This window comes from Gabonibacter massiliensis (genome assembly GCA_001487125.1).
Lineage (GTDB): Bacteria > Bacteroidota > Bacteroidia > Bacteroidales > Marinifilaceae > Gabonibacter > Gabonibacter massiliensis.
Genome location: LN913011.1, coordinates 168,786 through 180,857 on the forward strand (window position 1 = coordinate 168,786; position 12,072 = coordinate 180,857).

The 12,072-nt window shown below is 40.2% G+C and carries 12 protein-coding genes; 2 read left to right on the forward strand and 10 right to left on the reverse strand.

Annotated elements, in window-relative coordinates; translation table 11 throughout:
* The first annotated feature begins 25 nt into the window (after nucleotides 1-25).
* Together BN3283_RS01565 and BN3283_RS01570 are read left to right on the forward strand one after the other, a co-directional pair.
* A complete protein-coding gene (locus BN3283_RS01565; protein WP_059025424.1) occupies nucleotides 26-2,443 on the forward strand; it encodes an SLBB domain-containing protein in 2,418 nt (805 codons plus the stop codon).
* Nucleotides 2,444-2,448: 5 nt separating this feature from the next.
* Complete coding sequence (locus tag BN3283_RS01570; protein WP_059025425.1) at nucleotides 2,449-3,594, forward strand: Wzz/FepE/Etk N-terminal domain-containing protein; 1,146 nt, start codon at nucleotides 2,449-2,451, stop codon at nucleotides 3,592-3,594.
* 36 nt (nucleotides 3,595-3,630) lie between these two features.
* On the opposite strand, the gene BN3283_RS01575 is transcribed toward BN3283_RS01570, so the two are convergent.
* Genes BN3283_RS01575 through BN3283_RS01620 form a run of 10 tightly spaced genes read right to left on the reverse strand, consistent with a single transcriptional unit; the run spans nucleotide 3,631 to nucleotide 12,061 of the window.
* Nucleotides 3,631-4,584: an MraY family glycosyltransferase gene (locus BN3283_RS01575; protein ID WP_059025426.1), complete on the reverse strand. Its 954-nt coding sequence runs from the start codon at nucleotides 4,582-4,584 to the stop codon at nucleotides 3,631-3,633.
* 7 nt (nucleotides 4,585-4,591) lie between these two features.
* Complete coding sequence (locus BN3283_RS01580; protein ID WP_041504788.1) at nucleotides 4,592-5,488, reverse strand: NAD-dependent epimerase/dehydratase family protein; 897 nt, start codon at nucleotides 5,486-5,488, stop codon at nucleotides 4,592-4,594.
* Nucleotides 5,485-6,342: a polysaccharide deacetylase family protein gene (locus BN3283_RS01585; protein WP_041502365.1), complete on the reverse strand. Its 858-nt coding sequence runs from the start codon at nucleotides 6,340-6,342 to the stop codon at nucleotides 5,485-5,487. The genes BN3283_RS01580 and BN3283_RS01585 overlap by 4 nt, the downstream gene beginning before the upstream one ends.
* A gap of 44 nt (nucleotides 6,343-6,386) precedes the next feature.
* Nucleotides 6,387-7,244: a GNAT family N-acetyltransferase gene (locus tag BN3283_RS01590; RefSeq protein ID WP_052634389.1), complete on the reverse strand. Its 858-nt coding sequence runs from the start codon at nucleotides 7,242-7,244 to the stop codon at nucleotides 6,387-6,389.
* Nucleotides 7,245-7,253: 9 nt separating this feature from the next.
* Nucleotides 7,254-8,507, reverse strand: a complete 1,254-nt coding sequence (locus tag BN3283_RS01595) for a glycosyltransferase family 4 protein (RefSeq protein WP_041502364.1) — start codon at nucleotides 8,505-8,507, stop codon at nucleotides 7,254-7,256.
* Nucleotides 8,507-9,607 (reverse strand): DegT/DnrJ/EryC1/StrS family aminotransferase, encoded by a 1,101-nt coding sequence (locus BN3283_RS01600; RefSeq protein WP_041502363.1) that lies wholly within the window; start codon nucleotides 9,605-9,607, stop codon nucleotides 8,507-8,509. The genes BN3283_RS01595 and BN3283_RS01600 overlap by 1 nt, the downstream gene beginning before the upstream one ends.
* Entirely contained in the window at nucleotides 9,604-10,125 is a 522-nt protein-coding gene (locus BN3283_RS01605) for an acyltransferase (RefSeq protein ID WP_041502362.1), read from the reverse strand. Before BN3283_RS01605 ends, BN3283_RS01600 begins: the two co-directional genes overlap by 4 nt.
* The gene (locus BN3283_RS01610) at nucleotides 10,122-10,538 is read right to left on the reverse strand and encodes a sugar 3,4-ketoisomerase (protein WP_041502361.1); all 417 of its coding nucleotides are present in this window, start codon (nucleotides 10,536-10,538) and stop codon (nucleotides 10,122-10,124) included. The genes BN3283_RS01605 and BN3283_RS01610 overlap by 4 nt, the downstream gene beginning before the upstream one ends.
* Nucleotides 10,522-10,938 (reverse strand): sugar 3,4-ketoisomerase, encoded by a 417-nt coding sequence (locus BN3283_RS01615; protein WP_041502360.1) that lies wholly within the window; start codon nucleotides 10,936-10,938, stop codon nucleotides 10,522-10,524. Before BN3283_RS01615 ends, BN3283_RS01610 begins: the two co-directional genes overlap by 17 nt.
* Before the next feature lie 16 nt (nucleotides 10,939-10,954).
* Nucleotides 10,955-12,061, reverse strand: coding sequence for a glycosyltransferase (locus BN3283_RS01620; protein WP_041504789.1), 1,107 nt, complete (start codon nucleotides 12,059-12,061; stop codon nucleotides 10,955-10,957).
* Nucleotides 12,062-12,072: the final 11 nt, after the last annotated feature.

The following is a 12,072-nucleotide window of genomic DNA, read 5'->3' on the forward strand; positions in this document are numbered from 1 at the left end:
CTTTAAAACGATTAAAATCGATTATATGAGATTCTTGTTGCTTATTGTATTTTTGTTTGGTGCGGTTGTCACTTCTTTTGCCCAGATGACCGATGCGCAGGTCATTCAATTGTTGAAGCAGGCTCAAAAAGACGGAAAAACACAGCAGGAGATGATGCTGATGTTAAAAGACCGTGGAGTGACTCAGGAACAGATGTTACGTCTGAAGGCACAATACGAAAAGATGATGGCAGAGAAGGAGGGGGGAGCAGGTAAAATGACCGATACTAAGTCGGGGGGAAATCGTTTGAGGACCATAAACAAAGAGATGTTGAGTTCGATGGACTCTTTGTTTGTCATGATGGATTCCATTCCGGCCCTTGTTGCCGATCGTTCGGAGGAGGTGTTCGGTAAGGATCTGTTTAATAATAAAAAATTAACTTTTGAGCCGATATTGAATATCCCCACTCCTGAAAATTACAAGTTGGCGGCGGGTGACGAGGTTATCATCGATGTGTGGGGGGATTCGGAACAGACCGTGCGGTCGGTGATATCCCCGGACGGAAGTATTATCGTCGAGAATTTAGGGCCGATCTATTTGAGCGGTCTTTCCGTAAAAGAGGCGAACGGAAAAATCAAAAACGAATTTTCTAAGATTTACTCCGCGATAACGGCTGCGCAACCGACTACTTTTGTTAACCTGACATTGGGACAGATCCGAAGTATTCAGGTGAACGTGATGGGAGAGGTGCTTGTTCCGGGGAGCTATACCTTGCCTTCCTTGGCATCCGTTTTTCATGCGCTTTATTCTGCCGGAGGGGTTAACGATATCGGTACTTTAAGGGAGATTAATATCTTTAGAAAGGGAAATAAGATTGCAACCCTTGATGTATATAAGTATATTCTGGAGGGGGGAAATATCGGGGATATCGTTTTGCAGGACGGGGATAACGTTGTTGTCGGTCCTTATAAAGATTTGGTACAGATAAAAGGAAGGGTGAAAAGACCCATGAAATACGAAATGACTGCGGAAGAGAACTTACAGAAGTTATTGGACTATGCCGGAGGGTTTACGGGAGATGCATATAAAAAGAATGTACGTTTGATTCGCAAGAGCGGTTCCGAATACCAGATCCACACGGTGAAAAAGGAGGATTTTCCTTCTTTCCTATTGGATGACGGGGATGTGGTCGAGGTCGATTCTATCGTGTCGCGTTTTGAGAATAAGGTTTCTGTACAGGGAGCCGTGTATCGTCCGGGGGATTACTCCTTGGATAAGGATATTCAAACGGTGGCCCAGTTGGTAAAGGTGGCTGAAGGTTTGAAAGGAGATGCTTTTACGGGACGGGTTTTATTGTATCGGGAAAATCCGGATTTGACGAAGCAGGTTCAATCGTTGAATTTGCAAGAGATATTGTCCGGAAGGGAAGAGGATATGCTCTTACAAAAGAATGACCTGCTTTATATACCTTCTACTTCGGAACTGCAGGAAAATTATATTGTTACGGTCCGCGGAGAAGTAAAGAAACCGGGTATTTATCCTTATATACAGAATATGTCGTTGGAAGATTTGGTATTGCAGGCAGGAGGACTTTTGGAATCGGCTTCTATGGTAAAAGTGGATGTGGCTCGTCGGGTAAAGAATCCCAAAGCGAAAAAGGAGGCTCTTTTTGAGGCGAAAATATTTAGTTATACGCTAAAAGACGGTTTGATTATCGACGGTCCGAAGGACTTTGTTTTGGAACCTTTCGACGAGATCGAGGTCCGTCGTTCTCCCGGTTATAGTGAACAACAGAATGTGATGGTAAAAGGAGAGGTGATGTATGAAGGTCAATACGCTAAATCGGTAAAAAATGAACGCTTATCGAGTATTATCAATCGTGCGGGAGGACTAACCACCAAGGCTTATATTAAAGGAGCCCGTTTGGAGAGAAAATTGAACGAAGATGAACGCAGGAGATTGGAATCCAAATTGAAGTTGATGACTCAGGGGGTCGGTAAGGATTCTATCGACGTTAAAACTTTAGAGTTAGGTGATACCTATTACGTGGGTATCGAATTGGATAAGGCGATGGCTAATCCCGGATCGGATTACGATGTGGTACTTCGGGAAGGAGATCGCATTATCGTTCCGCTTTATGACGGAACGGTGAAAGTAGACGGAGCCGTGATGCGTCCCAATACCACTACCTACAATCCTAAAAAGAAATTGAAAGAGTATATTGCCAGTGCAGGCGGTTTTGCTTTCAGAGCTAAAAAACGGGGGACGTATATTGTTTATATGAATGGAATGGTGGCTAAGAGAAAAGGGAATAGTGCGAAACAGATAGAACCGGGATGTGAGATCATCGTACCGATTAGACCGATAAGGAAGGGAATGAGCTTGGCTGAAATCATGAGTTTAACTTCTTCTACGACTTCGATGGCGGCCATGATTACAACCATTATGAATAATTCGAAATAAGCGATATGGAACAGAACGAAACAATATCACAACAAAATAAAATACGTCCTGAAGAACAAGAGATCGATTTGGTTGAAGTGGTTCGTAAATTGTGGAAAAACAGGAAATTGATTTTGAAGGTGACCGTTTGTTTTATGGTGATCGGAATTTTGGTAGCCCTTTTTAGCCCTAAAGTATATACGGCCGGTAGTACGATGGTACCCCAGTCGGGAGAGAAGAATATGTCGGGAGGTTTGTCGGGGTTGGCTTCGATGGTGGGTATCAATTTGGGAAGTATGAGTGCGGGAGAGGTCCTTTCGCCTAAAATCTATCCGAAAATTATCGCCAGTGTCCCTTTTCAAAAAGAGTTGATGAATGCTCCTTTGACATTTGAGGGTATTGACCACCCGGTGACGCTTTTCGAGTACTTCACGGAGGATCAATACCAGCAATTTAGTTTGATCGGATTTATTAAAAAGTATACGATCGGTTTACCGGGAGTTATCCTCGGTGCGATTCGGGGAAAAGATACGACTTCTGTTGTTCGGGCAGAGACTAATTCTAAAATTCAGTTTATGACCAAGGATGAACAGGAAGTATCTAAAAAATTAAAAAATATCATAACTCTTAATATCAATGATAAGGATGGATATATTCAGTTATCTGCGGAGTTACCGGAACCGCTTGCCGTAGCGCAGCTGGCCCAGTATGCACAGACTTTACTGCAGCAATATATTACGGAATTTAAGATAGAGAAGGTCGCTTCTAATTTGAAATTTGTCGAAGAGCGTTATAACGAGACCAGGAATGATTTTGAAGAGAAACAGAAAGAGTTGGCCCGTTTTCAGGATCGTAATAAAAATTTCTCTTCGGCCATGGCTAAGATTGAAGAGGAGAGATTGACGGCAGAGTATACTTTGGCTAATAATGTGTACAATGAGTTGGCCAAACAATTGGAACAGGCCAAAATTGCCGTAAAAGAGACGACTCCCATATTAACGGTCGTGGATCCGGTCGTTATTCCCAATGAACGATCCAAACCTAAGCGGGCATTGATTTGTGTATTATTTACTTTTTTGGGAGGATTTGCCGGTATCGGCTTGGTGTTGGGTTTGCCCTTCGTGGCTGAAATCTCCGGAAGTGCGAAATTGAGGCGGATAGTTAAAGAATAAATAAAAAAGCGGGAAATCGATAAGTCTCCCGCTTTTTTATTGTGTTATGGAATGCAATCCGAAATACTTTCTCATAAACCATATGTACCCGAAACTCAAGATCAGGATGATGCTTATAAAGTACCAGGATTTATAAGCTTCACAATAGATGTAGCCTATGCTTATGATGCTTTGGAGTAACATGTAAAACCCAGAAACAGCAACGTGTGGAATTTTAAGTTCGTTTGCCATTATTTGGTAGAGGTGTTTTCGATGAGGGAGACTGATGTTTTCGTGTAATAGAAGCCGGTGTATAATCGTGAGTATGCTGTCGACCCCGTATACCGCCAGTAAAATAATATAGCCGAGATCTCGTGTTTGTATAATTAACTTCCCTAACAGGAATAAAATGATAAACGCTATGCTGACTGATCCGACATCCCCGGCAAAACACTTCGCTTTCTTGCGGAAGTTAAAAATGTTGAATACCGTGATGGCGATCACCATAACCCATAATAGTTGTGCTTCTATAAAATTCACCTGGTATTCGTTTATATAGAGTAAAGTTCCCGTTACGACCAAGCTGTATCCCCCGGTAATGCCGTTAATACCGTCCATGAAATTGTAAGCGTTGATCAGTCCTGTGCAGAAGATCAAGGCGATCGGGATATACCACCAGGGTAAGGCCGTGCCCCCCCACTGGTAGAATAGCAGTAACATGGCCGTAAAGTGTATCGCTAAACGCACTCTCTTGGACACGGAATGGATGTCATCGATAAAGCTCACGATTGTAATCAAGGTCAAGCCGGCCATGAACCACGGGTATTCAAAATGGTCCGCAAGAAAATAGAGCAAGGCTCCGAGATAGAAAATAATTCCGCCTCCCCGTAGGGTAACTCGTGTATGCGAGCTCCTCTCGTTCGGTTTATCGATAATATTGAATCGGTCCGCTATATGGAAGTAGATCAATTCGAGGACCAGCAATAAAGCAAAAACTAAAAAATAATACACGACCGGATCAATGAATTTTAAAATGTTCCAACACGTTTAACGGTTCCCAGCCCAACACTCTCTTCGCTTTCTCGTTACTGAAAGTCAACGATCTCGTTATCTTGTCTAATTTCGAGGAATTGATCGGGGCCTTGTTTCCCAAACAATCGCCTGCTAACGCTAATGCTTTAGCCAACCAGTAAGGTATGTTCACCGGTAATTTCTTGCCCAATTGAACCGAGATCGTTTTTTCGAGTTGCCGAAAACTCGGATGTTCGTTATCACACACGTTGTATATACCCCCCTTGTCGACAGCCATGAATAATAACCTGGCTATATCCTCCGCCATCAACACGCTCTTACGGGCTTTCCCTCCGGCAATACTTAAATAACGTCCGGTTCTGATCCCCTCGATCATGGATCCCAAATTTCCCGGGGGATTTTTTCCCGCTAATAGAGAGGGGCGCAGGATTGTTAATATGACGTTATGTATCGAGCACCACTCTTGTAAATAGATTTCCGCCTGTTTTTTACTGTCGGCGTAAGGAGTATTCCCGTTTAACGGGTGATCTTCACCGATCAACCTTCCCGATTCGCACCCGTAAACGGCAACTGTACTGATGAAAACGAATGAACCTGGTACTCCCGCTTTTTCCAACGCCTCACATAAATTCCTCGTGCCTTGCAGGTTTACTTCGTAAAACTCCTGTTTTTCCTTCTCCGTTCCGGGAATGACGTGAGCCTTACCGGCAGCATGCAGTACCACGTCGTACCTCTTGGACAAGACCGGTACCTCTTTGGCCAGGTTTACCGTGTAATTATCAAACGAGGTTAACCCGATCGTTTCTAACTCGTACTTTTTTGATAATAAAGGACCTGCCTCTTTCCCTAAAAAACCGGAAGCTCCCGTGAAAAGTAAATTCATATTACTTGTATGTTTTTGATGTCGAAAGTTTTTGCTTTGTCCCAATCTATCAGGGAATCGGCTTGGCGAATATCGACGAAGTCGAAATCCCGGATGAGTTTCTGATATTTCTCGAAAGCGCCTCGTAAGCCCATCGAGTTTTTGATTTGGCGCATCAAAGGCAAGTGTTTCATCCTCGGTTGTGCCGGGTCGAAATCGCTCGGGTGGAAATAGTTTATCACGTAATCGCTATGTCGCATGAAATACCTTGTTAACCGGTAAGGTAAAATCCGGAAATACCCGCCGCCGGAAAAAATGATATCTTTACCGAGGAAACGATACACGTTCATCGGAAATTCTTTTAATCGGTAACCGTTGACGTTTATAATCCCGGGAACACCTTCTCCGTATTCTTTTAATCCCCCGAATTCCCGGTTGGCGGGAAATATAGAGCAATCGTATTTAAAACCCAGCTCCGCAAGCACGTCAAAAACGTACAGGTTTTGTTTCATGACGGAAAAGGAGGGGGCCCTGAAAGCATCCACCGCTTCTCCGGTGATGTCTTCCAGCAGAGCTTTCGATTTGAAAGTGTTGTTTTTGAATGCTTTATAATCTAATCTTAATGCCAGTTCATGCTGGTAAGAGTGACATCCCACGTGGTGTCCTTTCTCGTGAATCGTCCGGATCACTTCGGGATGTTTTTGCGCGAGCCATCCCAGGCAGAAAAAAGTTCCCTTGACTTTCTTTTTTTCCAGTTCCGATAATATTCTTTCCAGGGGCTCGTGTATTCGAACTTCGTGCTTGTCCCACTCCATGTTTTGGGAGTAATTGTCATGACAATACCAGTCCTCTATATCAAAGGTCAGAATGTTCATTATAATAATGTGGTAAAAGGGTTATGCCGGATGATAAATTGGGATCAAGCCACATCGAAATCGATCAGTTGGAAAAAGATATTGTCTTTCGTAACAGGAGGTAAGTTACCTGTTAAATCCATGAAGATTAAATTGAAAGGAGAGTGTTTGATAAAACTCGGTATACCGAAATAGTGGCCATTTTTCAAGTCTGCCCCCAGCCCCACGTAAAGATTTAGCGGTCGCAAGAAATTGTTGGATTTTTTCAAATTTAGCTTAGACAGCAATTTTTCCGGGAAAACACCCATGAATGTTTTTACTCCCAACACGTTTCGGAATTTGTAGAAGTTCGTTTTCCCGACGATAGAGGTTTTATGGACAGCGTATTCCTGTTTTCTTAATCTCCAGTTCAACAACTCCTCGTCCCAGTAAACGCTATACGTCTTGTTCGAAGCGGGTCTTATGCTCGTTCCCCAGCCGTATTTTACCGTTAGTTTAGAGATAAGGGTAAAGTTGAAGTACTTCATGTAACCGTGTATGCTGTTGGCATTGGCCACTCCCAAAATGAACCCGAAACCGCTCTTTTTAGCGTGGTCGAATGTCTTTTGAGCCAGCATTTTAAAGAGTCCTTTACCTCGATGATCCGGGTGTGTTACCGTCGCTATATCCAACAAGCCGAGAACAAGCTTGCCGGCGATGTTCATTTTCATGGGGATACAAGCGTAATGAGCGACAAGATCGTTGCCCTGAAAAGCGTTGAATGAAATTACTCTTCCTAAAGGATTGTCCAAGTACAGGTATTTAAACCCGGCAACAGAGAACTCGTGGTTAGAGCCGGCATATACGATATTTTGTAAATCAACTATCTTTTGCAATGATGCTATACCGTCATCAAAAAATAATTGTCTGATTTCATAGTCCATAAAGTATCTTTATGATAATTCGTTTATAAGTTTAAAATAAGCTTTGAATAAATATTTGTAATCAAAAAATTGAGCAGCCTTTAGCGCATTATTGCATAGCATATTATACTCCTCTTTATCCAACGATGCAAATTCATTGATAATTTCCGCGTATTCTTGGGCGTTACTTATATTTTTCGATATACCCGCTTTATATTTGTTTACAATATCGTATCCCATCACGTTATTGGATAAGATTGGTTTACCGCTCGCCAAATACTGAAATAATTTACCTTGACTTCCTCCGTATTTTTGAGTTTCTACTTTTTTATAATTCATTAAGTTTAGAGAACTACACGACAAGATATAGGGAACGTATTTTATGTCGACCCACTTTTCTTTGAAAATGACGTTTTTTATGTTATTCTTTTTACAATATTCTATTAGTCTTTCTCTTTCGTCTCCATCTCCGTATATCAAAAACTTGATTTTAGAATTGTCACGAAGAAAAGCGGCGGCATCTATTAATTGCTGTATGTTATTTGCTAAACGTATTGAACCTAAATAGATGACTTTAAAGTGAGAGTTGTCTGATAAATCATCGTCTTGTAGGATGTAGTTCTTTTTGTTATATTCGAATTCATCTAAATCGATGCCATTATTGATGTAATTGTATTTATCGATATTTATTTTTCCGCCGTGTTCCGTATCCCACCCCTTGTTTACTATATAATCTTTTCCTCCCTCTATTGTAAATATCAATCGATCAGCTTTTTCGTAAAGAAATTTTTCAATTCGATATGCTATTTTAATAAATGGATTTTTGGGTTTCATGAGTCCGGTAGCAACAAAATCTTCCGGCCATAAATCCCATACTTCTGTAACATATTTAGCTTTTAACTTTCGAGCGGCAACATATACGGGAAAATCGAAAGGGACCCTTAAATTATGTATTACAATATCAGGTTTGGGAAATTTTTTCCTGTAATACAATAATCTCCATGCAAATAAAAAAATGGAAAATATTCGTTTTAATCCATTGGAAGTGTAAGATGGAGTTTTTATGAAAACGTATTGTTTGTCCCCGTATTTTGATAGGAGGTATTTTTGAGAGTTGTTGATAGAGTTCGATTTATTATAATGTAAAAAGCTACCTGCAAAAATGATAACATGATACCCCTTCTTTATTAACATTTCTGCAAATTTTTGATGTCTTAAATGTGTATCTAATTCTGGGGGTTGTGCGTTTACACAAACTAACCAAACCGTTTTTTTCTGTTCCATTATTTGAAGGAGTTTACAGTTTCAATAACCGTGTGTATCTCATATTCAGTCATAGCAGGACTTATCGGGAGACTAAGTTCTTCTCTGTGAATTTGCTCTGTAATGGGGAATGATAGATCATTCCATTCTTTATAGCACTTCTGTTTATGTGGAGGGATTGGGTAATGAATGATAGTCTGAATTCCTTCTTGAGTAAGATACTGTTGAAGCTCGTCCCTGTATTTGCAACGGATCGGAAATAAATGAAATACATGAGCTTTCCAATCTTTCACGATCGGAAGAGTAATTTTTTGATTGTTAATATTCTTTATATAATGTCGGGCTACTTGTTTGCGGATCGCAATGTCTTGATCCAGGTATTTTAATTTTACATTTAGTACGGCTGCTTGAATTTCATCCAAGCGACTATTCCGTCCTGTATATTTGAAAATGTATTTTTGACTTGACCCGTAGTTAGCCAAAGCTCTGACTACTTCTGCCAACTCTTTGTCATTCGTGGTAACTGCACCTGCATCTCCTAATGCTCCTAAATTTTTGCCCGGGTAAAAACTATGACCACTGACGTCTCCTAACGAACCGGTTTTTTTACCGTTAAACTGGCACCCATGAGCCTGGGCGTTATCTTCAATCAATTTCAGATTGTATTTTTTACAAAGCTCTCCGATTTGTTCGGAATAGGCGCATTGCCCATACAGGTGAACAATTAGAATCGCTTTCGTTCTTTGCGTGATCACAGCTTCTATTTTTGTATCGTCTATTTGGTAGGTTTCTATATCGGGTTCTACCAAGACAGGCTTTAAACCGTTTTCCGTAATCGCTAATATGGAAGCTATATAAGTATTTGCAGGAACAATGATTTCGTCGCCGGGATGCATGATTCCCATCTCTATATATGCTCGAAATATCCAAATTAATGCATCTAATCCATTTGCGCAACCGACACAATATTTCGTTCCTATATATCGGGCGTAATTAATTTCAAATGCTTCGTTTTCCTTTCCCTGCAAATACCAACCGGAATCTATAACTCGCTTAACTGCTGCATGGATTTCTCCCTGATACTTGGTCGTTATTTTTTGTAAATCTAAAAATTTAATCATATCTTGTATTGTTTTCCGTTTTTATCCTTCATCTCCATGTCTAAAAGAATTCCGTCACACGTTATGTACCCTTTTTGTTTTGCAGGATTTCCATACCAAACCGTATTAGCAGGAATATCTTTAGTAACAACACTCCCTGCTCCGATAAATGCGTATTCACCGATCACTACTCCTGCTATAATCGTGGTATTGGCTCCGATGCTGCATCCTTTTTTTAAGTAAGTTTTTATAAATGCGGGAGGATAAATTTTGGAACGAGGGACTAAATCATTTGTAAATGTAACATTAGGGCCAATGAAAACATGATCTTCCACGATAACTCCGTCCCAAAGCTGTACACCCGATTTTACCGTAACGTAATTCCCTATTTGTACTTCATTCTCGATCAGCACGTGTGCACAAATATTACAATTTTCTCCAATAATCGAATTGGGAAGTACAACGCAGTATTGCCATATTTTTGTCCCCTTTCCTATTTTCTTAGACTGGACATCAGATAAATGGTGAATAAAACTCATTTTTTGAGATTTAAAAATTCTTGATAATCCCTTACATAATCCGTTTCGTCATACTCCATCGAAGCCAAAACCAAACAGACCGAACCGGAGGAAAAATCATCCAATGTTCTCCATATTCCCGGAACGATTAACAAGCCTTGATAAGGGCGGTTTAATGTGAAAGTACGTTTCACGTCTCCGTCATCGAGAGTAACATTGAAACTACCGCTTGCCGCAATTATCAATTGATACAAATTTTTATGAGCGTGCCCTCCTCTTGATTCTCCTCCCGGAATATCGTATAAATAGTAAGCCCGTCTAATCGCGAAAGGTATGGTCTTGTTATTCTCTACAACGGAAATATTTCCTCTTTCTTGATGGTGTTTATCCAGCTCGATGATCGTACAATCGTAAACTCTACTCTCTTTCCTCATTTGATAATGATTTAAATAGTTCGTAATCGTAGATATAATCGTTTGCATCGAATGGAGTTGACGCTAATATCAAGGCTAAGGAATTCGTTGAAAAGTTCTGCATTTGTCGCCAAATACATTTAGGAACGTATAATCCGAAATAGGAACGATTTAAGGAGAAAATCTTTTTTTCTTTTCCGTCATCCAAAACGACATCAAAACTTCCGGACAAAGCCACGATGAATTCCTCGTTTTTACGATAAGCATGTCCTCCTCGAATCTGTCCGCCAGGCACATCGTATATCCAGTAGGAGCGTTTTATATCAAAAGGAATGTGCTTCATTTGCTCTATAAAAGATAAATTCCCTCGATTATCTAAAAATTGAGGGAGATGTATAATCTCTACGTTATTTAACGTCATAATTTAAAATTATTACTTAATCGTTGTATCTCAACAAAAATTCTTTTTCGTATTTTCCCCAATTAAACTCTTCCGAGATTGCTTTTTGTCCGTTTTTACCCATTTGGTAAGCTTCATCTTTATGGTCAATGATGTATTGCATGGCTTGGGCAATGGCTTTGCTGTCTCCTGGAGGTACGCATATTCCACAGTGATACTTGTCTATGATCAATTCTTTCCATAGTCGAAAGTCTGTACAGATTACAGGTAATCCCATGTCCATGTATTCGAAGATTTTATTCGATCCCAACTGTCCCTCGGTATAACAACAGATTCCCACGTAATCAAAAACGACAAGTCCGGCGAGTGCTTTAGAATAATATTGGTCTAAATCCGTTTTGGAAACCCAATCTATAAATGTAACACGTTTTGATGCCGGCATGGTCTGAAGTTGTTTTTTTAATTCGGGATTAATCTTGCCTACAATCGTATATTTGGCTGCTGGCACGCGAGTGAGGGCTTGTAAAATCTGTTTTTGATTACTCATTTCATATACGGTTCCGGCATATATGAATGTTTGATCTTTTTGTTGGGATATTTCATGTAAATGATTTATTATTGGATAGTTAGGAACGAAATATACCTGATCCGAATATTGTTTCAGATTGCTTACCATATTAGGGGAGACTGTGAAGATCGCATCAAAGTCATTCAAATGTTTTTTGTAGAAAAAGGTCAGCCTTTTTGATAAAATTTTAGAAAGAAATTTCGGTAAAAAATTTATCTCCGTTATATAGGCTTCCCAGTTTTCATGAGCGTCGAAAATTACTTTTTTTCCTCTTTTTTTTAAATATAATCCCAAGACGATAAGTTCCAAATCATGAAATTGATATATATCAGCATTTTGTTTTAATGCATCTTTCGCTAACCTCCTTGGGAATAGTAGTAATTTTGCGCGTTGAAATTTAGATAAAGTTTTTTTACCCCAGGAGACAATTCTCACACCGTTTAAAACCTCATCCGGTTTATTGTCAGCGCATAGTAGTATTACTTCATGGCCGACTTTTTTCAAACTGTAACACTCTCTTTTTAATATACGTGCATCATAACGTCCGTGTGCTACCGTCAAATGACAAATTTTCATTATTGTTCAAT

What these genes read in the sequence shown, in the direction of transcription:
- BN3283_RS01600 (WP_041502363.1), bottom strand. Translation starts at nt 9,607, where the DNA reads ATGATTAAATTTTTAGATTTACAAAAAATAACGACCAAGTATCAGGGA.
- BN3283_RS01570 (WP_059025425.1), top strand. Translation starts at nt 2,449, where the DNA reads ATGGAACAGAACGAAACAATATCACAACAAAATAAAATACGTCCTGAA.
- BN3283_RS01595 (WP_041502364.1), bottom strand. Translation starts at nt 8,507, where the DNA reads ATGGAACAGAAAAAAACGGTTTGGTTAGTTTGTGTAAACGCACAACCC.
- BN3283_RS01580 (WP_041504788.1), bottom strand. Translation starts at nt 5,488, where the DNA reads ATGAATTTACTTTTCACGGGAGCTTCCGGTTTTTTAGGGAAAGAGGCA.
- BN3283_RS01620 (WP_041504789.1), bottom strand. Translation starts at nt 12,061, where the DNA reads ATGAAAATTTGTCATTTGACGGTAGCACACGGACGTTATGATGCACGT.
- BN3283_RS01565 (WP_059025424.1), top strand. Translation starts at nt 26, where the DNA reads ATGAGATTCTTGTTGCTTATTGTATTTTTGTTTGGTGCGGTTGTCACT.
- BN3283_RS01605 (WP_041502362.1), bottom strand. Translation starts at nt 10,125, where the DNA reads ATGAGTTTTATTCACCATTTATCTGATGTCCAGTCTAAGAAAATAGGA.
- BN3283_RS01610 (WP_041502361.1), bottom strand. Translation starts at nt 10,538, where the DNA reads ATGAGGAAAGAGAGTAGAGTTTACGATTGTACGATCATCGAGCTGGAT.
- BN3283_RS01585 (WP_041502365.1), bottom strand. Translation starts at nt 6,342, where the DNA reads ATGAACATTCTGACCTTTGATATAGAGGACTGGTATTGTCATGACAAT.
- BN3283_RS01590 (WP_052634389.1), bottom strand. Translation starts at nt 7,244, where the DNA reads ATGGACTATGAAATCAGACAATTATTTTTTGATGACGGTATAGCATCA.
- BN3283_RS01615 (WP_041502360.1), bottom strand. Translation starts at nt 10,938, where the DNA reads ATGACGTTAAATAACGTAGAGATTATACATCTCCCTCAATTTTTAGAT.